The sequence below is a fragment of the Pseudomonadota bacterium genome (assembly GCA_026388275.1).
Classification (GTDB): domain Bacteria; phylum Desulfobacterota; class Syntrophorhabdia; order Syntrophorhabdales; family Syntrophorhabdaceae; genus JAPLKB01.
Map to the genome: position 1 here is coordinate 33,108 of JAPLKB010000037.1, position 22,060 is coordinate 55,167.

General features: G+C 40.7%; 23 protein-coding genes and 1 pseudogene. 8 read left to right on the forward strand and 16 right to left on the reverse strand.

The window, feature by feature from the left end; translation table 11 throughout:
* Positions 1-182: 182 nt before the first annotated feature.
* Positions 183-395 carry a hypothetical protein gene (locus NT010_10085; protein MCX5806398.1) on the forward strand — a complete coding sequence of 71 codons (213 nt, stop codon included), beginning with the start codon at positions 183-185 and terminating at the stop codon, positions 393-395.
* Positions 392-1,090 (forward strand): RluA family pseudouridine synthase, encoded by a 699-nt coding sequence (locus NT010_10090; protein MCX5806399.1) that lies wholly within the window; start codon positions 392-394, stop codon positions 1,088-1,090. The genes NT010_10085 and NT010_10090 overlap by 4 nt, the downstream gene beginning before the upstream one ends.
* Positions 1,091-1,122: 32 nt before the next feature.
* Here the strand turns inward: NT010_10090 and NT010_10095 are convergent, their stop codons facing one another.
* The 8 genes from NT010_10095 to NT010_10130 form a co-directional block, all read right to left on the reverse strand.
* Entirely contained in the window at positions 1,123-2,409 is a 1,287-nt protein-coding gene (locus NT010_10095) for a TIGR03790 family protein (GenBank protein ID MCX5806400.1), read from the reverse strand.
* Between the two features lie 157 nt (positions 2,410-2,566).
* A complete protein-coding gene (locus tag NT010_10100) occupies positions 2,567-2,920 on the reverse strand; it encodes a hypothetical protein (GenBank protein ID MCX5806401.1) in 354 nt (117 codons plus the stop codon).
* A 151-nt stretch (positions 2,921-3,071) separates the two neighbouring features.
* Positions 3,072-4,004, reverse strand: coding sequence for a 2-dehydropantoate 2-reductase (locus NT010_10105; GenBank protein MCX5806402.1), 933 nt, complete (start codon positions 4,002-4,004; stop codon positions 3,072-3,074).
* 187 nt (positions 4,005-4,191) lie between these two features.
* Positions 4,192-5,199: an MBL fold metallo-hydrolase gene (locus NT010_10110; GenBank protein MCX5806403.1), complete on the reverse strand. Its 1,008-nt coding sequence runs from the start codon at positions 5,197-5,199 to the stop codon at positions 4,192-4,194.
* Positions 5,200-5,434: 235 nt separating this feature from the next.
* On the reverse strand, positions 5,435-5,602 hold the full coding sequence (locus tag NT010_10115) for a hypothetical protein (GenBank protein ID MCX5806404.1): 168 nt from the start codon (positions 5,600-5,602) through the stop codon (positions 5,435-5,437).
* Between the two features lie 220 nt (positions 5,603-5,822).
* Positions 5,823-6,713: a hypothetical protein gene (locus NT010_10120; GenBank protein MCX5806405.1), complete on the reverse strand. Its 891-nt coding sequence runs from the start codon at positions 6,711-6,713 to the stop codon at positions 5,823-5,825.
* A gap of 585 nt (positions 6,714-7,298) precedes the next feature.
* Complete coding sequence (locus NT010_10125) at positions 7,299-7,565, reverse strand: hypothetical protein (protein ID MCX5806406.1); 267 nt, start codon at positions 7,563-7,565, stop codon at positions 7,299-7,301.
* Positions 7,555-7,824, reverse strand: a complete 270-nt coding sequence (locus tag NT010_10130; protein MCX5806407.1) for a BrnT family toxin — start codon at positions 7,822-7,824, stop codon at positions 7,555-7,557. The genes NT010_10125 and NT010_10130 overlap by 11 nt, the downstream gene beginning before the upstream one ends.
* A 175-nt stretch (positions 7,825-7,999) precedes the next feature.
* On the opposite strand from NT010_10130, the pseudogene NT010_10135 reads away from it, so the two are divergent.
* Positions 8,000-8,572: pseudogene (locus NT010_10135) on the forward strand (transposase).
* 120 nt (positions 8,573-8,692) lie between these two features.
* Here the strand turns inward: NT010_10135 and NT010_10140 are convergent.
* The 4 genes from NT010_10140 to NT010_10155 all read right to left on the reverse strand — a co-directional run bounded on the left by NT010_10140 (position 8,693) and on the right by NT010_10155 (position 11,396).
* The gene (locus NT010_10140) at positions 8,693-8,878 is read right to left on the reverse strand and encodes a hypothetical protein (protein ID MCX5806408.1); all 186 of its coding nucleotides are present in this window, start codon (positions 8,876-8,878) and stop codon (positions 8,693-8,695) included.
* 553 nt (positions 8,879-9,431) lie between these two features.
* Entirely contained in the window at positions 9,432-9,983 is a 552-nt protein-coding gene (locus NT010_10145) for a hypothetical protein (protein ID MCX5806409.1), read from the reverse strand.
* 336 nt (positions 9,984-10,319) lie between these two features.
* On the reverse strand, positions 10,320-10,523 hold the full coding sequence (locus tag NT010_10150; protein MCX5806410.1) for a hypothetical protein: 204 nt from the start codon (positions 10,521-10,523) through the stop codon (positions 10,320-10,322).
* 177 nt (positions 10,524-10,700) lie between these two features.
* Positions 10,701-11,396 (reverse strand): haloacid dehalogenase-like hydrolase, encoded by a 696-nt coding sequence (locus tag NT010_10155; GenBank protein MCX5806411.1) that lies wholly within the window; start codon positions 11,394-11,396, stop codon positions 10,701-10,703.
* Between the two features lie 184 nt (positions 11,397-11,580).
* Between NT010_10155 and NT010_10160 the strand changes: the two genes are divergently transcribed.
* A complete protein-coding gene (locus tag NT010_10160; protein MCX5806412.1) occupies positions 11,581-13,005 on the forward strand; it encodes an FAD-dependent oxidoreductase in 1,425 nt (474 codons plus the stop codon).
* A gap of 230 nt (positions 13,006-13,235) precedes the next feature.
* Positions 13,236-13,643, forward strand: a complete 408-nt coding sequence (locus NT010_10165; GenBank protein MCX5806413.1) for a hypothetical protein — start codon at positions 13,236-13,238, stop codon at positions 13,641-13,643.
* 330 nt (positions 13,644-13,973) lie between these two features.
* Here the strand turns inward: NT010_10165 and NT010_10170 are convergent, their stop codons facing one another.
* Positions 13,974-14,750: a cytochrome c biogenesis protein CcdA gene (locus NT010_10170; protein MCX5806414.1), complete on the reverse strand. Its 777-nt coding sequence runs from the start codon at positions 14,748-14,750 to the stop codon at positions 13,974-13,976.
* Here NT010_10170 and NT010_10175 point away from each other — a divergent pair, their 5' ends adjacent.
* From NT010_10175 to NT010_10185, 3 genes are read left to right on the forward strand one after another with little or no spacing between them, the layout of a single operon-like run.
* Positions 14,751-15,665, forward strand: coding sequence for a Ppx/GppA phosphatase family protein (locus NT010_10175; GenBank protein MCX5806415.1), 915 nt, complete (start codon positions 14,751-14,753; stop codon positions 15,663-15,665).
* On the forward strand, positions 15,637-17,196 hold the full coding sequence (locus tag NT010_10180) for a response regulator (GenBank protein MCX5806416.1): 1,560 nt from the start codon (positions 15,637-15,639) through the stop codon (positions 17,194-17,196). The genes NT010_10175 and NT010_10180 overlap by 29 nt, the downstream gene beginning before the upstream one ends.
* Positions 17,197-17,204: 8 nt before the next feature.
* Positions 17,205-17,579, forward strand: coding sequence for a hypothetical protein (locus NT010_10185; protein ID MCX5806417.1), 375 nt, complete (start codon positions 17,205-17,207; stop codon positions 17,577-17,579).
* 37 nt (positions 17,580-17,616) lie between these two features.
* On the opposite strand, the gene alsS is transcribed toward NT010_10185, so the two are convergent.
* The 3 genes from alsS to NT010_10200 form a co-directional block, all read right to left on the reverse strand.
* Complete coding sequence (alsS, locus tag NT010_10190) at positions 17,617-19,293, reverse strand: acetolactate synthase AlsS (protein ID MCX5806418.1); 1,677 nt, start codon at positions 19,291-19,293, stop codon at positions 17,617-17,619.
* A gap of 31 nt (positions 19,294-19,324) precedes the next feature.
* Complete coding sequence (gene budA, locus NT010_10195) at positions 19,325-20,173, reverse strand: acetolactate decarboxylase (protein MCX5806419.1); 849 nt, start codon at positions 20,171-20,173, stop codon at positions 19,325-19,327.
* A 64-nt stretch (positions 20,174-20,237) separates the two neighbouring features.
* Complete coding sequence (locus NT010_10200) at positions 20,238-21,956, reverse strand: DNA internalization-related competence protein ComEC/Rec2 (GenBank protein ID MCX5806420.1); 1,719 nt, start codon at positions 21,954-21,956, stop codon at positions 20,238-20,240.
* Positions 21,957-22,060: the final 104 nt, after the last annotated feature.

Genomic DNA, 22,060 nt, shown 5'->3' on the forward strand with positions numbered 1-22,060 from the left:
AAGATGTCAGCATCGTAATTAAGAGATTTAGCCGAAAATTGTGTCAATCAATTGATTCCTCGAAGCCCTGCTTCAGGGTGACCACATTCCCTCGCCCCTTGTGGGAGAGGGCAGGGTGAGGGGGAATAATCATGTTCTCCATTCCTCTGATACCTCGCAGCTCTGCTGCGGGGAGGTTCATTATGGTGACTGTAAAAGCAATAAAACATTATTATCAGAAAAATCCTATACATCAGAAAAAACTTTTCATTATTATCCCCTTAAGTATTCCTTGGCATGCCTTAGTATACATACACAGGAAGGATGAATTCTGCAGCTATCTATGGAATATGATAAGAGAATGTAGTAACATGTTGCATATATTTGAAATTATGGAGAGATTAGCTAAATTATGAAAGCTATTAAGCCAATACCCTTTAGACATAAACCGCAGGGTTTGCACATTCTTTACGAAGATCAGGATATTATTGTCATTGATAAGAGTTCAGGTTTACTGACGGTGAAAGCAAATTATGAAAAACAGAAAACAGCTCATCAGATTCTGACTGACTATATACGCAGAGGCAGTACCAGATCGTCCAGGCAAATTTTTGTGGTACACAGGCTGGATCGTGAAACTTCCGGAGTTCTTGTATTTGCAAAAAGCTTTGAAGCAATGGAAAATCTTAAGCAGCAATGGGGGAGTGTTGTAAAAAAATATCTGGCAGTGGTTCATGGGGTTTTAACAGAAAAAAATGGAACGATTACCTCATATCTGGCTGAAAACGATGACTACGAAGTTTCTTCGGTTAAGGAGCCTGAAAAAGGAAAGTTGGCAATAACAAAATATAAGGTGATAAAGGAAACTGATAGATTCAGTTTGCTTGAAATAGAGTTATTAACAGGTAAGAAGAACCAGATTCGTGTCCATCTTTTCGAAAAAGGCTATCCGATAGTCAATGATGATAAATATAGCAATAAAAGAAAGATTGATGGACCTTTAGCCCTCCATTCACAATATTTAACTTTTAACCATCCGCACAGTGGTAAAAGACTCATCTTTGAAGCGAAAGTCCCTGACTATTTCAATACTTTCTTCGATAAAACCTGAGTCATAGAGGGTGATCCGACCTATTCAAATATTTATCGATGTTTGAAGGGACGATATAGGGGATCGCCGATCAATATCATCTGCCATGACCAGAAAGGTATTGAAGCAGTATAGCATTCAATAAGCGATTGACCGTCGAGTAAGCAGCCAAAAAACACATCAGGATAAGGAAACGCCTGGAGGTATGGTTCTGCAACCGGTCCCAGTGTTGCAGCAACCCCTTTTTCAAGCATAACCTTGCACCACACCTCGCTTGTTTTTGATTTTAAAGTTGTGCACTCAGAACTGGCAACATGGAACCCCACAGCGCCTTTAACCCATGTAAATGCATCAATATATTTTCCAAGGCTATACCAGCCGCAGTATAAGGCTGCATCAGGGGCCTCACCGGGTTGGAAAAGTTTTTCCTTTTCATCCAGTACAACAGGCATCTTTTTACTGGATTCAACGCGATAGGCTGCATTATGTATTAACCTGTCATAGATTTGATATGCCGAAAGGTTTTTAACTCCTTTGTCAGGCCAGCGTGCATCAAAATATGCCTTGCCGGTTAATCCGGTTTTCTCGGTCTCGATGCTGTCATTAATAATACGATAAACAATATCTTCTGATGGACCATCAAGGCGACTCACCGGTATGACTTTTTTTGGCATGTTCGCGATCTCTTTTCCTATAAATCCGACAAAATATCTGTTTGGAAGCCATCCTTCAAGAGGGTATTCTTTTTCCATTACAAGGGCAATCTCTGAGTCGACGGAAGCGACATACGAAGTTTTTGCCGCTTGTCGAAGTTCCTTTTCAGTTGATGAAAGTTTTTCCTTCAGTTTTTTTATACCTTGCTTGTCTTTAGCGTCTGATATATTGATTTTTTCCTTCAGTTCAGTGATTTCTACCCGTAGTTTCAGAACCAGAGACTGTTCTGTTAATGATAGTTTAGGAGGGCCAATGCGTAACGGAATTCCGTACATAAGGATAATACACTTGAATTTGTTTCCTTCAGGATCATTTTCTGTAAGGAAGCTTCGGACCGGTGCGGCTATGTGCTTTTCGTATTCTTCCCTTTCAACCTGTTCTTTCTGTGTAGTATCTACTTGAATTATGTTTTGATGTGGTATATTCCGTTCTTTCATGTAATACCGGGCTAATCGAAGACTTTCCGGTACTCTTTTGTTTACCACGATAACGAGTTGATCAGGAACAATAGCCATACCGGTTACGGGCCATGCAAACGATATTAGAACCGTTATAAAAGCTATCAACGCTACATTGAATGACTCTGGAATCCTACGTTTTTTGACTAAAAATCTTCTAATTGCCATAATCCTGCCCTATCAAATGATATAATATAATTGCAAGAATGTAACATACCATTACGGTTTGATAAAGAATTTCATTGAGGAATTAACAGATAGAACGCAAAAACTACAGTTCTTGGAATGGAACCACAATTTTGTTTTGACAATTTTGCGTAGGTTTTTACTCCTGGATTGCGGTGATTGATGGATTGTCTGTTGGTTTAGATTGCTTATCAGGTATGAAGCGGAAAAAATAGAATATCATAGCAAACACCGAAAATGTATATATAAGTTCCACATCAAGAATCCAATTCCAAATCGAGCCTAAGACCCGCCATTCCGAAAAATCCGGCCATTTTGCTAAATAGCCGGGTACAATGACATTAGTAGCTATTCTTACCCAGGTACCGGATTTGAGCCAAAGGTAAATTTGGTATGCAAGAAGGATCATACATACCGTATTAAATAACATATAGAGAATCTTTCCTGTTTTATGCAGCGTACTGTTCCGTAAATAAGATAGTTTATTTTCCATTAAATAGCACCAATCTTCTATTTTAATATATTACTATGAAACAATTTTTTATTCTGTAGGAAAAGTTATACAATCCTTGTAGGAAACAATTATAATTCAATAAATATCCAAATCCTTCCGGGGTTTATCCTGTATTTTGGCTGTTGCACAATTACAAATCACGCAATAATTTTTCAAGGGTTGTTTTTGTGTTATGAGCAGAAATATTAAATCTTTCAGCATATCGTATGACTGTCCCTCCAAACAAATCCCATTCGCTTTGTCTGCCTTTCATTTCAACATCTCTTTGAAATGATGTTTTTGTTTCAAAAGGAAACTGGTTGGCTTTTAAAAAGGATGTTTCAATAATATCGGATGGAAGTTCTATTTTGATAGCCTTTGCAATTAATGCAATTTCCTGCATAATATTTTTGACAAGAATGCCGAGGTTCTCATCTTTTGCTGTCTCGCCGATTGTTTTGTTATAGGTTGCTGTTACTAAAGCAAAAGGTGCAATAAAAATATATTTTTTCCATATTTCAATATTCACGTCTTCAAAAAAATCAATCAAAATGCCGGCGTTTTTAAAAAGATTAATTAGTTTTTCAGGATAAAAATCAGGATGCGATGGATCTTTTCCAATTGATATTTGACCACTTCCGCCTTTTTGAAAAATGATACCAGGGGATTCTATATGAGTGCCCAAATATAAACAGGATGGCAAAATATAACCTTTCTTTAAATGCTGTCGCATTCGTTCGTAGATATCAGCACCGTTTAAAAGGGGCAAAACTATAGAGTTTTTATCTGTAATTTTGTTAATTTCTTTTGTAACACTTTCCAAATCGTAACCCTTAACCGCTACAACAACTATATCAAAAACAGGCAAATTATTAACGGTGTCTGAACAAGAATACGGTTGAACAAGAATCTCTTCTTTGCCGCCGTCTTTTTTCAGAAGTAAGCCTTTTTTTAAAATGGCATCTTTATGTTTCCCTCTTGCTATAAAATATGTATTGCCCTTGCCGGTTTTTTTAAAATACCTGGTCAGAAGAGTTCCATAGTAACCGCCCACTCCTCCGACTCCGAAAAAACATATATTCATCTTTGCTCCTTGATCTAATCATGGTTTTTTAATATCTTGCTTTGGTTAATAATAATGCTTGGGTCAGCCACGAGGCCGCTCTATGGCCGAGTTAGCTGGCCCAGGTCGTTATGCGGGTTTGCTGCCGATGTTTGGTCCTCGTGATTTCGACGACAATCATTCCGATGGCAAAGAACGGTTTTTTCCGCTACCGTCGGGGAGGCTCGACGATCAAGACGCCGGTGTCGTCTATCTTGAAGCCCATGAGGTCCGCACCGACCACCACGCGCCCATCGTAGGTCTTACGTGTCGCAGCCAGCAGTTCTTCCGGTGTAGGGAATGGAATGCCTTCCTTAGGAAGGCCTGACAATACTAGATGTGTGTAAACAGCCAGTTTTGGCCGACTAGCAGTGAACAACTTCCCTGCCAATTCCGGCGAAATGTGGTGTTCATATATTGCCTTATACGCAGGGAACTTGCCAAAGAGCTTTTCGGGAATCATAGCTACTTCGCAGATGAGCAGGTCAGCGCTGCGAGCCGCTTTCTCAAGGCTTACACTATATCGGGTATCGCCCGAAATCACTACTGAGTTGTTTTTGTAGGTGATTTTGAAACCGTAGCAAGGTTTAACGAGATCGCCATGATCTACCTCAAAGGCGGTCACAACAACACCATTCTTTTCATAGACGACACCCGGCTTAAAATCGTGCGCATCCACTTGTATACCTGCTAAAGGATTCTTTTCATCCTCGAGACGAATGCGGCGGTCTTCAGAGAATGCTTCCCATAGATTAGCCATCATTTTCTCTGTTCCTGGAGGACCATAGATTAAAAAAGGTTTTTTCCGGCCACCGAAGGGGGTTTGTATCCATCCACTTAGCCAGAGGTCAGAAAGACCGTTAATGTGATCTGAGTGCAGATGTGTAAGGAAATGTGCATCGATGCTGCCGAGAGGAATCTGCTTCTGCCACAGACGGATAGTGATGCCTCGCCCCATATCAAACACAAGCCGCTGTCCCCCTGCTTCAATTAAGGTGCTGTTTCCGAAGCGGTCAGGAGAGGGTACTGGCATCCCGGTGCCAAGCAGGGTGACTGAAAAATCATCCGCCGACAGCGCTGGAGCGGAGAGGGCGAAGATGAAACACACAATGCCGAGCATAGCAAAACACATGATTTTTCCAGATGTTCTTTTGGCTAAAGTTTTAATGACCATCATTCAATGCCTCCTTAAGTTCAGTAATCTTGTTTTTTAATTCTGCATTATTCATTATTCCCTCCCCGGAATTGCTTTGGTTTTGTCAAAAGTTATCATTACATTGTTTTGTTTATGGAGCATTTATTAGTTCTTTTCTCCTGGTCGGTCAGCGGCATGATTGGGATATTCATGACCCACAAGTGGGTGCCCCGCGCTCTGCTTCACCTTGCGATCCTTCATCGTACGTTCAGTACGATTACGGCCTGCAAAGCTTACAGCCCATCTGCATTTGTAAAATCACTGACATATTACAGCCCATCCGAATCTGAAACATCCCTGCCATGCCGCTGACCACCCAAGCCTGATTCACATACACGTTTATGTGAATCAGGCAGAAATGAAGAAGGATTTCTTCATTTCCCATACTTCCTGTTACCTCCCCCTTATTATGACTTGTAAGGGCATATCTTTACTCAACCTTCTTAACAATTTTTCATGTAACTTTTGACAATACCCCAAATCGTTTTTTAATATCTTGCTTTGGTTAATAACGCCGGAACTCAGCGGCGGCTCATAGCCGTCTGCCGGAGTGATCGGTTGGGCGGAAAACACGGTAAGTAATTGAATCATACGGCCCTGGTGGTCTACTGTTTCCCGGGTGCAAGCTTCTGCGCCTCTGAGCAGGCTGTGCCGGGGTTTTTTTCAAACAACTTGAATACGATCGACACATTTTCCTCTCTTCTTTCTCCATTCGTCCGCAGATGCTTCAGCCAATTGCCCTCAAGTTCCCGCAGACTGATCCTGAACACATCCTGCCACGGCCTATCCTTCTCATGGGAGAGTCGTTGCAGCCGCTTTATCTTGTCGATTCCATAGGTCTTATACAAATAGTTTCCGAAAGACCCCGTTTCAGCATAGGCCTTATGTTGTTTAGCTTTATCAAGAATCAAAAGTTTGCCCTCTCCGGCGTCTTTCATACCCCATGACTCATGATCAGGTCCCAATTCGTTAAGGGGAATGTATGATTTCGTTTCCAGGAGAGCCAACACCCATTCTTCGCTGCCGAATCCACACATAGGGAAGGTTAACGGATTCCCGACCTGTGCTTCTGTAAGAATACCCATCATATTACGAATCAATTTATCCTTTTGGGGAAATACTGCACTTGTAAGTTTGTGCGCCATCATTTGCGGCGATCCTTCAGATTTGAAGACCCGAACGATGCGTATCCGTCTATCATCCTTTTTTTCCCAGTAAAAGACACTGGAATAGACATCCCTGCGCGGAACATCGAAAACGACCTGTATTTTTTCAAATCGATCTATTCCGGAATCGGCAGACCAGAATGCAAGAATGCGCTCCAACATCGCTTGTGCTTGATCGGCCAGGCTTTTCAGTTGATCATTCGACAATTTTCCGGTGGCATCGCTTACGATGAGGTGCCGGGTTTCTATGAACATACTCGATGCCTGCGATAATCCAGCTATCAAGAGACCTGCTGTAAGGATTGTTACTGCAAGCGTTCCTCTGATCATCGGTTTTGCTCCTTTCCCTTTTATGCCGCCCAATAAAAAGCTGAACAAGAAGCAGGCTTTATTGCCGATTGGCACCAACGATTCGATTCGTTGGAACTTTTTTGCCTCTATCTGCTTCTCTATGTTTTTGTTTTATTATATCTTCTATTCAGTTTTTTGTCTTTATTCTTATCTAAACTTTCAATCAATTGATTCCCCGAAGCTCTGCTTCGGGGTGACCAAATTCCCTCGCCCCTTGAGGGAGAGGGCAGGGTGAGGGGGGTGATAATCATGTTCCCCATTCCTCTGATACCACGCAGCTCTGCTGCGGGGAGGTTCATTAAGAAGAAAACACACCATTTTCAAGAACCTCTTTTCTTTGATGTCCTGTACTCCAAAAAAGACATTTATCAAACGGTTTCCAGGATGGTATTCACAGTGAATACCAATAATACTTAATTGTTCAAACCAAAGCCTGTCTTGGCTTTACGGAGATTTAACTTTTTGCTCTCACTGTGAGAGCAAATGCTACAGCACAGTGTCTGTAATCGCCGAAAATGATCCTAAAACGAATTTCTTTCCTATAATATGGCTCCAACACAGCCATCACCGGGAGGCCGGTTTTATGGCCGATTCGCTGGAACGTCTTGTTAAGCGTTTTGTTGAACGAGTCAGTTCCAGAAGAGACCGCAGGGCACTATTTACTGAAGCAGAATCATGGAATGCCTTCGCTATATCAGGATCAAGAATAATCACGTTGGAACCTTCTTCGATTAATCTATGGTAGTATTTTCCGCGGACAGCTTTCGAATAGTCGAAATCATATTCTGGACGTAACTCGTCGATGTCTTTTTTCTTGTTTTTATTTTTCATGTTTTTTCCTCTCTTGCGCAGTGGCAAGCCTTGAGCTTATAATACGTGTACTTTTTTTCCTCTCCGAGTATGCAACAACAAGCAGCTTATTTTGTGAAGAGAATCCAATGGTTATAAAGCGCTGTTCATTTACAGAATGATCAGGATCATTGAAGGTTGCAGATAAAGGATCGTAAAACACTGTAACGGCTTCGTCGAAAGCAATCCCATGTTTTTTATAGTTTCTTCCGGCTTTTTCCGGGTCCCATTCAAATTGCATTGTGAATTATCTTATCTCATATTTATTATATTTTCCATGCTTAACATGGTGATCAGCCAGAGCCGGATTCTTCGGCGATTGGCTGGATCAATTCGATACTATTCAAGGCCTCCTCGAGACATGGTAAAATTGGTCTTACGAGGAACCAAATCTTATCAACACAGGAGGAAGCCTTATGAACTTTTACAAAGGTCAACACAAATTTTACTGTGGTATCGATTTACATGCAAGAAAAATGTATCTCTGCATTCTTGATGAAAAAGGAGAGGTAAAGCTTCACCGGAACATGGATACGGACAGAGAAGCCTTTCTCAAAGCTATTGAACCATACAGAGAAGATGTGGTTGTTGCTGTTAAATGTATGTTTGCCTGGTACTGGATAGCCGATCTCTGTCAGAAAGAAGGTATATCCTTCGTATTAGGTCATGCCCTTTATATGAAAGCAATCCATGGAGGCAAGGCAAAGAACGACAAGATTGATTCACAGAAAATAGCTGTTCTTTTAAGGGGAGGCATGATCCCTCAGTCGTATGTTTACCCGGAGAAGATGAGAGCAACAAGAGACCTTATGAGGAGAAGGAATCATCTGATGAGAAAAAGAGCTGAACTTTTAGCTCATATTCAGAATACCAACAGTCAGTACAGCCTCGATGAGACCTTCGGCTGTATTGCAGTTCCCAGTAGAAGAGGAAACATTATCGATAAATTCGATCATCCCGCTGTTCAAAAAAGTATGGAAGCTGATCTTGAAGTTATACCCGTGCTTTGTCGTAGATGTCTTTTAAAACCTTAGCGGCAGCGCTTGGGCTATCTGCCGCTATATAGTCGTGAATATCGTGGAGCCAGATTTCAGCCTCAGATGTCCACCTTATTTCTGCCATGATGCAATCCGGTGTCTCATCGTTTCGTCTGATATGACACGTTCATTCTTTGCGTCATTTAAGCCCTTCTCAATCATTCGCTCAAATGCAAGTTCACGAATGATTTCCTCATACGATGCATCATCAGGCTGAGCTTCTATTATCTCTTTCATCTTTTGATTAGCCATGGCCATATCAACTTACCTCCTTCATCGAATGTAACATAGAGATTATTATAACAAAAAAAGCCAAGTATTTGAATTATCTTGTTTCCATCCGGGTATAACACGAAGCTGAGCCTGAGTCTGCTTTATTGCCGATTGGCTCCAACGATTCCATTGTTGAAACTTTTTTGCCTCTATCTGCTTCTCCATGTTTTTGTTTTATTGTAGCTTCTATTCTGTTTTTTTGTCTTTATTCTTATCTCAACTTTCAGTACTATGAAAACCCAACATTTCTATGAATTTTCATTTTTGCCTTACTGTACTCCATAAAAGACATTTTTTAAAAGGATCCTATACTTTCGTTCACAGTGAACGAAAAAATTACTTAATTCTCCAAACTAAAGCCTGTATTGGCTTTAAAGAGATTTTACTTTTTGCTACAACAGTTGTAGCAAATGCTACAGACATAATGTCTGTAATCGCACGAAATGATATAAAATCGATATTTTCGATCATCTTGTTCCAACAAAAAGCTCACCGGCCTGCGCTTGAGCAGGTCCGGTGCAGCAACGGGTTAGGCACATTATATATCCTGCTCTCCATCATCTTTCTGGTTCTCTTGATGGGTAATTGGTTTTTCTTTAAACGGTAATAGGGTCTTGATGTCAGCTAATGCCGAACTGACCATGCTTGCTCTGAGTTCCCAGTCTTCGAACTCTGTGTCCGTAATGGGTCTACCTTCCCCCCATTGAACAAAGCCGATTCCTTCTTCAATGGGCCTTCCTAATGCTTCATCGGAGACATCAACAGTAGAATGCGCTAGTTTGTTCCTAACTTCTTGGATTTTCTGTAGGTCCATCAAGAATTGCTTGTTTTCTTCCCAGTATCTGGGGTAGTCATTCTTGACAATATCGATGAGTATTTCCTTCTTATTGTTGAGAGACAATCTTTCGGCAACTTTGTTAAAGAACAAAGCTCTTTTATTCTCATCCTGCGTGCGGAAGTATTTCGTGAGAATCACGGCAATGTCTCGCTCAATGACCGCAACCGAATTTAGAAATCGGCCTCTAAGATATCTTGCTCTCTCGTGAATCTTCTGAGCGGCTGCCACTTTTTTTCTATATTCTTGGTTCATTTTTTTTCGGTGCTTAACGTATAAGCTTTTTTCTGATGCTGTAGTCCAGTTTCAGAAAAAAGCTGTTGAACTATACCGCTTATACTTACTATGGGTTTTCAATGGTTCAGATTCTTGTATTAATATTGTCGTATCAGGGATAGACCCGGTGTATTTATGCAGAGTGAGAGATGTTTGTAATCCGGGAAGAACTGATTGAATAATTGAACCCCCCATAGTTTTTTACAACTATATAGCAAAACAGGATATTTTTGCAACAGAATATTATTGTGATCCATATGAAAGGGTTCACAGGGGGTTTGAAATATGATTTTCCGAGACATCATGCACTTACCCTCATGGAGGTCCTCTATACTGTTGTGACGGAATTACCTCTTTTCTTCTCATCCTCCCGTGACAGAGAGGACATTCCATAATGTCTATGCCGGTAACAGCAAGGAGCAATTCCTGCCAGGTTTGAACAGTATGTTCAGCTTCGACATTAACCCCCAGGATTTTGTGGCATAGAGCAAGATATTCCTTCCTGTTTCTGTTTCCCAATAGCCCGTAGTATGGTACAACCTCCTTTGGATGGGTTAACTGCCGTTAAAACGGCACATATGGAGATTGTACGCCTGAAGCAGGCTATTTGTAACAGGGAAGAATTGTGATATTAAGACAAGCTATAGGAAAAAGAACCGAAAAGAACTATCTTGGAGAGAGCCACCGCGCAGCGGTTTAGTTCAATGCCTTTTTAACTGCTTCTATAATTGAAAGAGGAGTTACTATATTCCATTTTTTTAAGAATGCTGCCTCTTTGAGTCCTTCTGTTGCGTTTATGCAGAAAGCATGGGCAACCATGTTGAGCATGTCGATATCCCCCTCTGAATCGCCAAAAGCCATGGAATTTTCGTAAGGGTATGCATTAAAAAGATCTTCAATCGCAGCCCTCTTTCCCTCTTTCTTTGCCAGAGACTTGCTCATATTCCCGGTGAACACGGTGTTTTCAACTTCCATTTCCGACGAAATGTATCCCTGTACAGAGAAAAAGTCTGAAACTGCTTTACCCACAAATTGTACTTCTCCGGTGACGAAATATATATCATGTGTTTTCCTTAGTAATTCTATGAGTGGTTCTGCGAAGGCGAAAAAATTGTTGCTTTCCCTGGTCTTCAGGAAAATAGATGTTGCGTTTAGAATGGAACCGGGAGAATAACTTTTTAATCCGTAAGAAAAGTGCATATTGAAATTTTCAACAGTGGTTTCATAATCGATCTGTTCTGAACGATACAAGCGCAGGTCCTCATAAAGATAGTCGACAATATCCTTTTTAATAATATTTTCTTCAAGAAAGTATTCAGCCAACGGAAAAATCATATATCCGTTGTAGATGGTTTTGTCTATATCAAAAAAAGCTATTTTCTTTTGACTCATATGTGCATTATAAACTGCATAGCTTTTAATTTTAATCCTGTATGGGTGACAGTATGACTTAACGGTCTTATATTAAAATTAGGAAATGGTTAAAAGTGGGATGAGGATTATTTTATGTTGTGATTTGCATGGGTTATGAAGCTGAATACAGATTTATTAATAACATTTGAAAGGAGTCAAATCCATGGAACAGGAAAGATTAATCATTATCGGTGGTGTGGCAGCAGGTATGAGCGCTGCAAGCAGCTACAAAAGAATCAAGCCTGAAGCAGAGGCAGTGGTCCTTGAAAAGGATTATTTCATCTCTTATGGAGCTTGCAGCCTCCCCTACTATATATCTGATGATGTGAAGGATTTTAATCAGCTTATCTCGCTGACACCAAATGTAGCAACGGAAGAGCGGGGTATCCGGGTGCTTACCCGCCACGAGGTTCTGGGCATTAATACAGGCACACATAAAGTACATGTAAAAAACCTGGACAAAGAAGAGGAAATAGAGTTTGCCTATGACAGACTTGTGATTGCCACCGGAGGGCTTCCTATCAAACCGCCCCTTCCCGGTATTGACCTCCAGCATGTTTATACAATACGGACACTACTCGACGGTATTGAGATAAAAAAATACATCGATGAATGGGGTTCCTTCCATGTTTGCGTAGGTTCTCCGGAGTGCCTCTATATAAATCAATTCGGCGCCGGAAAAAGACAAATGAAGGCAATTATTGTAGGGGGCGGCTATATCGGAATGGAGATGTGCGAATCTCTCCACAAAAGAGGACTTGAAGTGACTGTTATTGAAAAGATGGACAGGGTTTTGGGGAACATGGATACGAGTATTACCAGTATTGTGGAAGAAAAGTTAGCTGCAAAAGGCGTTAAGCTCTTCAAAGGAACTTCAGTTGAAGGGTTTGCAGGCGAAAACGTGACTATAACAAAGGTATTGACGGATAAGGGTGAATTTGATGCAGACATAGTGCTCCTTGTCATAGGCACCCGTCCGAATACGCAGCTTGCAAAGGATGCCGGTATAGAGCTTGGTGTAAACGGCGCCATCAGGGTGGATGAGTACATGAGAACGAATATACCCGACATATATGCTGCCGGCGACTGTACAGAAACTATGCATATGGTGACAGGGAAGAAGACTTATATTCCCCTTGGTACTACTGCAAACAAACAGGGGCGTATTGCCGGTGAAAATGCAGCAGGTATGAAAAATATTTTTGATGGTATATTAGGCACTGCCGTTACCAGGGTATTCGACCTGGAAGTAGCCCGTACAGGATTATCACCATTGGAAGCAGAGCGTGAAGGCTATAATTTTTTTACCTCCACAATAAAAGGGAGGTCAAGAAGCAGTGCTTATCCTTCGGGAAAGCCGATCACCGTATCTTTTGTAGTTGACCGGGACTCAGGAAAACTGCTGGGAGCGCAGATGGTTGGCGAAGAGGGTGTAGCACACAGGATAGATGTTCTTGCTGCATGTTTATACGGAAGGATGACCATAGAAGATGTGGCAAGGCTTGATCTTGGTTATGCCCCGCCCTTTGCCACGGTCTGGGACCCCATCCTCATTGCTGCAAACGTGGCGCTGAAAAAATTAAAATGAATAATAGGCTGTTCCAGAACATGATGCCCGCAGGTTTCATGAATATAAATCAAAAAGGAGGTTAAGCTATGGCAAGTTCAATTTTATGGGAAACCGATATTGACAAAGCAGCAGCACGTGCAAAGTCAGAAAACAAACCGATTCTTCTCGATTTTTTTGATGCCGGCTGAATTGGCTGCAAACAGATGGATGCGGTCACGTATCCCGATAAGACAGTTGCAGAATTTATAATGAAAGAAGTGATTCCGTTACGGATTCCAGCAGACTCGGAACCGCTGGCAACAGATTTTACGCTCCGGTGGACTCCGACACTGATTATACTTGATGCCAACGGCAAGGAGCATTCAAGAACAATTGGTTTTATTGCACCTGAAGAATTCATCCCTACAATTTTATTAGGTATTGTGAAGACAAATTTTGATCTGAGACAATATGATAAAGCTGCCCCAAACCTTGAAAGGATAGTGAATGATTATGCACAAAGTTTTGCCGCGCCTGAAGCAATTTACTACCGTGCAGTATGCGGGGTGAAAGTTGCCCACGATATTGCAGGGTTGAAGAAGGCCTATGAACTGCTTGCAAAGGACTATCCGCAGAGCGAGTGGGTAAAAAGAGCGCTGCCTTATAGATTATTATAATAGCAGGAAAGATTTATAGGTCAGGGGATTAATGGATATAATACCAAATTCCCTCGCCCCTTGAGGGAGATGGCAGGGTGAGGGGGGAATAATCATGTTCCCCATTCCCCTGATACCTCGCAGCTCTGCTGCGGGGAGGTTCATTTAAATGCCGCGATCTTTGAGACCGTAATTGAGCATTGTCTTCTGTGAAAATATGTGATTTGAAACTGCAAAGGCATATACACCGTAAAGTTCATGCCCCTTTTGTGTTTCGAACAAAAGCCCCGGCATCTTGCCCATGTATTACTGCAAGCTTAAAGCTCTGCAGGAGGTCATTAATACCTGTGACTAAAAAGGAAAAATTTGTCCTACCCAAAGGTTTAATGTATTGAAATAAGAAGTGAAGAGCATCAAGCCGATTATTATCAGAAGTATGCCTAATATTTTCATTGAGTATCTGACTAAATATCCGAATCTTTTTAAAAAGATGAAAAGCCTGTCAAAAAGGAGCGCCGATATGATAAAAGGAATGGCAAGCCCCAGGGAGTAAAGGCTTAGAAGGTAGACGCCTTTCCAAATATTTTGTGAAGTCGAAGCAATGATCAGTATGGAAGAAAGTGCGGGACCAATACACGGCGTCCAGCCGAAAGAAAATGTTATTCCTACAATGAATGAACCAAAAATGCCGAGCGGCTTTTCTTTAAGGTGAATAATTTTTTCCTGGTTCATAATAGGTATATTTATAATATTCAGATAAAAAAGACCCATAATTACAAGTATTACGCCGCCTATTTTCATGATATAAGACTGGTATCCAGACAGAATGCCCCCTATAAGGGAAGAGGATAATCCGAGAGCTATAAAAACAAATGAAAAACCAACAGTAAAAGCAACAGAATGTATAAGAACAATTTTTCTGTATTTTTTTGTTTCAAGTCCAGTATAATTATCAAACGTTATTCCACTGATAAAAATCAGGTAAGAAGGGATCAGAGGCAAGACGCAAGGGCTGAAAAATGACAAAAGGCCTGAGCCGAAGGCAAAAATGCCGCTTAAGTCTGTAAAAGTGATCATACCGGCTGAAATCATAGAGGCTATGATATTTTTTTTAAATGAGGTTGTCAAATGAAATATGCTTCCATTGATGTGGGAACAAATGCTGTATTGCTGCTTATTGCACAATCCTGTAACGGCATATCGGATATCCTTGATATTTCCACAATAACAAGGCTTGGGGAGAACCTTAAGGAAAAAGGATGTCTCAGCGATGAAGCGATGACAAGGACTTTTTATGCCCTTGAAAAGTACAGAAAAATCGTTGACAAAAACGATGTTTGCGAAATTTTATGTGTAGGTACGAGTGCTTTGAGGGAAGCAGAGAATGCAGAAGTTTTTTTAAAAATGGTCAGGGAAAAGCTTAAATTTACCATCAGAGTTATAAGTGAGCATGACGAAGCCCATTATACTTATCTTTCTGTGAAAAATGATGAATTAATAAAAGATGAAAACGTAATTGTTGTAGACATAGGCGGCGGAAGTACGGAAATCATAAAAGGCAACAGTCAGGAGTTTTTCAATTTTATCTCCTTGCGCGCAGGCGCTGGTAAGCTCACGGAAATGTTCGTCAAACATGACCCTCCGCCTGACGATGAATTATCTTTGCTGGCAGCTTATGTAAAGGATTTATTGCTCAAATTGCCTTTTGATGGCTGCGGATGCAGTCTTATCGGTACAGGTGGGACAATAACAACCATGGCAGGAATTCTACGTGGTCTTGAAGTGTTTGATAAAGATAAAATCCATGCCTTTAGAATCACTTTAGAAAAGATTGATACATTGATTGATTTGATGAAAAGCATGGATTCTTCCAATAGAAGTGCTATAGTGGGTATGGAAAAAGGAAGAGAAGATATTTTGCTTCAGGGGATTATTTTTTTGAGAGAAATTATGGTATATTTTGGCTTTAATAATTTGATTGTAAGCACTAAAGGGGTAAGGTACGGGATTATCTATGAAAAAATCAGGGACGCGCAGACATGACCTGTCAGATGAAAGACTAAGGCAAACAGAAGAATCGTATAGAAATTTTTTTGAAAATGCTGTAGCAGGTTTTGCTCAAATTGACCCGAAAGGGAAATGCATTAATGTAAACAAAGCATTAGCCGGCATATACGGTTTTGAATCTCCTGAGGAAATGATTAAGAGTTTTAACATTTTTGGACAAGATACGTATGTGAACCAGGAGGACCAAAAAAGTTTTATAAAAATACTGGAGACACAGGGTGTTTTAAAAGGATATGAAATCCAGAAGTATCGCAAGGACAGAAGCAAAATATGGCTTTCAATGAATATGCGTTCTGTTCGTGATGATTACGGTAAAACGCTTTATTTTGAATGTATTGAGGAAGATATTACCGAACATAAACGACTTGAATCCCAGATTATTCAATCACAAAAAATGGAAGCAGTAGGCACTCTTGCCGGCGGTATAGCCCATGATTTTAACAACCTTCTTATGGGGATACAAGGATATACATCGCTCATGCTTTATAGCATGGAACAAAACCATATTCATTATGACAAATTAAAGAGTATAGAGGATCTTGTAAGAAGCGGTGCCGACCTGACGAGACAGCTGCTTGGATTTGCAAGAAGTGGAAAATATGAAGTTAAGCCGGTTGACTTAAATGAAATTATTCATAAAACTTGTATGATGTTTCGTCGTACAAAAAAGGAAATTACAGTACACAATAAACAAGCAAGAGATATTTATACTGTTGAAGTAGACCGTGGACAAATGGAACAGGTAATGTTTAATCTTTTTATAAATGCCTGGCAGGCAATGCCTGCCGGAGGCGATCTTTATATTGAAACAAAAAATATCAGTCTCGATGAAAGCTATATACCTTATACTGTAAAACCTGGAGAATATGTAAAGATATCTGTTACAGATACCGGACCGGGAATGGACGAGAAAACGAAAGAAAGGATTTTTGAGCCTTTTTTTACTACGAAAGAAATGGGCAGGGGCTCGGGCCTCGGTCTTGCGTCTGTCTACGGCATTATCAAAAATCATAATGGGTTTATTAATGTTTATAGCGAAAAAGGTCATGGGACAACGTTTAGTATCTATCTTCCCGCTCTGGTAAAAGAAACCAGGAGGAGAAAGACACCGGCTCAAACTATCAAAGGAAGTGAGACTATCCTGATTGTAGATGATGAAGATACTGTAATCAGTGTATGCAGGGAACTTCTTGAAACTCTTGACTATAAAGTCATCACAGCGTACAGCGGCAAAGATGCTGTCGAAATATACAGGTCAAAAAAAGATGAGATCGATCTTGTTATCCTTGATATGATTATGCCGGATATGGGAGGCGGAGAGACTTTTGAGATAATGAAGATAATCAATCCTGACATAAAGGTTATTTTGTCGAGCGGCTACAGCCTGAACAGTCAGGCAGCCGGTATAATGAATCAAGGCTGCAAGACATTCATACAAAAACCTTTCAGCATAGGTGAACTTTCCAAAAAGGTAAGAGAAGTGCTCGATTCAAACGATGACGAGTAAAGGTGAATATGGAAGAAAATGAAATATTGTTGGCAGATATTGAGGTATTGAATAGGATCCCCGTTAATGTAAAAGCAAAGGAAATGCTTGGTAAAGAAAATATAACACCTGATCCTGCATCCCTTTACTGTATTCAGCTTGCTAAATGGGGATATGAAAAAGGGGGAATAGAAGCAGAAGATTCAGTTTTGGAAACGATAGATGCAATGCTTACCTGGAGACCGGCAAGGTTAGCTAACTTTTTCATGATAAATCTCGAAAGAATGGAATATGAACCACTGGGCTGGCAGGAGGCTCAAAAACCCTTAGCCCTGGCGCAAATCATAATAAACGATATTGAAGAAAAGATACATAAACACTTCCCTTTGTACACAAGCCTTTAGCTGATCTGGTAGCAAATTGCCTTTTTCGCATACCTTGTTAATTCCCTACATCCTCATTTACAACTTCACAGAGGGACTGATTATTGCTGTAATCAATAGGTATATCCACAATGACCGGACCGCTCATACTGAGAGCTTTTGAGAGCACCGGAGTTATTTCATTGGCACTATTTATACGCAGTCCTTGCGCGCCGAAGGCTTCTGCAAATTTTACAAGGTCAATTTGTCCGAAATCTACACCAAAGGAGCGTCCATATTTGAGTTTTTGCTGTATTTTTACCATATCATAGCTTCCGTCCCGCCAGACTAAGTGAATAAAATTGCATTTTTCCCTCACTGCTGTTTCAAGCTCCATTGCTGAAAACAAGAATCCTCCATCCCCTGACATGGAGATTACCTTTTCTCCTGGACGTGCAAAGGTAGTTGCAATTGCCCAGGGGAGGGCTACTCCTAATGTTTGCTGTCCGTTACTGAAGAGTAATCGGTGCGGCTCGAAGATAGAAAAATAACGTGCCATCCAGACATAAATAGATCCTATATCGCAAACTACAGTTGCGTCATCACCTATAAGGTTGCGAAGTTCATAGATAAGCCGCAAGGGATGGATGGGAAAGCCTAATTCCTGTGCACCATGTTGTTTTGCTTCAAGCAATGAGTCCTGAACCTGCATCACGAGAGAGTGTGCCGTGGGGTCATCGGAACGTGTTATGAGATGCCTTGAAAGCTTATCGACATTGGCTGCTATATCACCAAGAAGCTCAATTTCCGGTTGATAGTACCTGTCAATAACGGGACTATGCTCATCAATACTTATTATTATACCTTTTCTTTTTTTGTTCCAGACTTCAGGGTCATATTCAACAGGATCGAATCCAACAGTTATAACAACATCCGCTTCTTTTAAAAGCCTGTCACCGGGCTGGTTCTGGAATAATCCAAGACTTCCGGCATAACAGTTAAAAAGCTCACGGGGCAGGACACCTGCTGCCTGATATGTATTAACAAGTGGCACAGGATATTCGTTTAAAAATCTTCTCAACGAATCAGTTACTTCATGCCTGCTGGAAAATACACCTGCAAAGATAACAGGCATTTTTGCTTTATTAATGATCTCAGCGGCTTTTTTAATAAGTTCGGTGCCCGCTGTTCCCTCCCTCCCTGGTTGATTTGTTTTGATTGGAGCGGCTTCAACAGGTCCTGTGAGAACATCCTGGGGCAGACTTATAAATGCTGCTCCCAATGGCGGCATCATGCTTTGACGGAATGCATTTGCTACAACCTCAGGTATAGTATTCCCGTCATAGATTTCGACAGCATATTTTGTAACCGGTTTCATAACCGCCACATTATCAAGACATTGATGTGTTTTTATATGTCTCATTCCGCGCCTTACATTTCCTCCCAGAGCAACAAGGGGATACCCATCAGTTGTTGCTGTAGAAAGCCCTGTAGCAAGATTTGTTACTCCTGGTCCGGAAGTGACAAGACATACACCAGGTGTGCCGGTCAGGAGACCATACATGCCTGCCATAAAGGCTGCGTTCTGCTCATGGCGACACAAAATCAGTCTTGGGCCATGATCTGCAAGTACATCAAATATTGAATCTACTTTTGCTCCGGGGATACCAAAAATATATTTGACACCTTGCTCCTCAAGACACTGCACCAATAATTCAGCCCCGTTCCTTGCCTTTGCCGTCCCTTTTATGCCCATAAATTTTCTTCCTTTACAATGTATTTAGTATTTACTTTTCTGCTTTATCCAAATCCTTTCCGATATCCCTTGTAAAATCAGCAGTCAGGTAGTCAAGCGTGACAGGCAGCCCTACCTCAAGTTCCGGTACATGCTGAATGCCGATACGGGCATTTTGCATGGCGCATTCGATCAAATGACCGCCATGCTGCCGATCTTTAGTGAGAAAATGAAGGTGATAACCCGGGGCATTAAGGGATTCCATAAATCGTGGTGTATAGAAACCTGCCAAACAGCCCTCAACATCGTGGAAATCAAAAACAGGCTGGTTTTTTGTTGCTTCCACGAGAGGCCTGTAATTTTCTGATTTCGGAACTGCTCTTGTTCTCACATGATTGAAAATACCGTCAATACGGATGGCATAGAGCATATTTTCAGATGGAATGAGCTTATTGAGAAAATCATAGAATTCAGAAGCATCAACACTATTGCCAATATCGTCAAATGTATCGGGATTAAAGAAGGTCACGCAAGCAAAAGGTGATTTTTCATTATCATCAATGCTGTACACATTCCCGTCAGACCGTACCTGATAGAAATTTCCGTCAAGCACAACCATCTCGCCATCTAAATAATTAAAGGTTCCAAGGCCAAAATCACCGTGTTTTTTTATGTCCGATATGGTAGTGTTTTCTACATAAAGCCCTTCTACAAGCGCATTGATCGGTGCAGAGAGATAAACGGCGGAGTTTGTCTGTTTATCATTCAGGAATCGGCGAAGTGCACGTTCTATAAGATCTGTTTCTGTACATCCTGTGCGTTTTGTTGCATTTATCAGTTTTGTATGCAATTCTTCAGGTAAAGAGATCTCAAAACTTGAAGGATATTGGTTTTTATTCATAAATTTTCCTCGTTATTTTACTATTTTTAATATTATACCCAATATTGGAACACCTAACAACCGATTATTGCCGGTGTGGTTTAACATCGATAATTCTATTCCCATCAGAGCATATTTGTATAAATCCATTTCTATCAGTTCTCAAGACTGGAATGGAGAGCATTCTATACCTGTCAATCGCTTCTTCTGATGGCAGCCCTTTTATCCCGCTTCCAGCACTTAATACTGCAATGTCCGGTTTCACTGCATGCAGGAAAGGAAGGCTGCTTGAATGCTTGCTTCCATGGTGAGGTATTTTCATGATATTTGACGAAAGGGGCATGCCCGATAAGATCAGCCTTTCCTCAACCTCATATCCGATATCACCCGTAAGGAGAAAAGAGGTATTTTTATATATAAATTTCAGAACAAGGGACGCATCGTTCAGATTATCGATTGGAATATCCTGCCAAGGGTTCATAACAAGCACCTGTGTATCACTATTAATACTGATTTTATTGCCCTGTTTCCACATCTGAAAATTGATATTTTTATTTTTTACGATTTTGATGATTTCCATAAACACTGAATCGTTTATATAATATCCTCCTGCAACAAAAGTCTTTACCCTGAAGGTGTTCAAAATATACGGAAGTCCGCCTGCATGATCACCATGCGGATGAGTGTTGATTACATAATCTAATGTGAGAATCTTTTTTGACAGGAGAATTGGTGCTACGATAGCTCTGCCTGTATCGAAATTGCCCCTGAAGTCGCCTCCGCTGTCAATAAGTATCCTGATGCCCTTAGGTGCTTCTACAATAATGGCATCTCCAATCCCGACATCTATAAAATTCAGAGAAAATTTGTTGTTGTACCTATCATTACAGACTAAAGCGATATGGATTATCGTAATGGGAATTACAATGAAAACAAGGAGACTTATGACGATCTTTTTTTTAAAAAATATTATGCAAAGAAGGAGCGCGTAGAATAACAGCATTTCAAAAAGATTCGGTCTTATAACGGGAAAGATGTACCCAAAATCGAGGTAGCTCAAAACAGCAATGTTCAGGTTTATAAGTTCTCCTGCAAGACGCAATAAATACGAGCCATAAGGCAATATCATACCCGAAAAGCTCATAGGTATGGAAAGCATGCACATGGCAGGAATTGAGATCAGGTTATGGATTATGCAAATAGGATTAATACCGTAAAAATGATATATAACGATGGGCAGCGTCCCGATGGTTGCAGCCACTGTTGTCAAAACCGATGTTAAAAGCCATTTGATGTATGTATTTTTAAGTTTTACATAAGGATATATTTTTCCCATGATTATCACGATAAAAAGAACACTCATAAAAGACAATTGGAAAGACGGCATAAAGAGGGAGTGAGGGTATATGAGAAGAATGATGAGGGCGCTCAGGGCGATGGTGTTTAAGATCTCTCTCTGTCTCTCAAAGAATAGGGAGAGCATGAAGACCGTTATCATAATGGTTGCCCTGATTGTTGATACGCCTGAGCCGGAAATTACCATAAATATAAATGGAAAGGGGATTGTCATAAGTGATGCATATTTTATATGTCTTCCAGAGAGTCTAAGTGTACGGAATCTACCCAGCAACCAACGAAGCATGAAATAGAAAAACCCTGTTATTATACCAACATGCAAACCTGATATAGCGAGGATATGGGAAGTTCCCGTTTTAAGAAAAAGGTTTATAGTATTTTCATTAAGCGATGTTTTGTCGCCGATGGTAAGTGGAGTAGCCCCCGTTTTAGCCGGACACTCATACAACCAAAATAAGTTGTAGTAATAGCCATAGAGTTATTACTATAATCAGGAGGAAGGTGACGTATGAGTCCGATAGAGATCATTACATCAGTTGAGAGAAGAAGGTA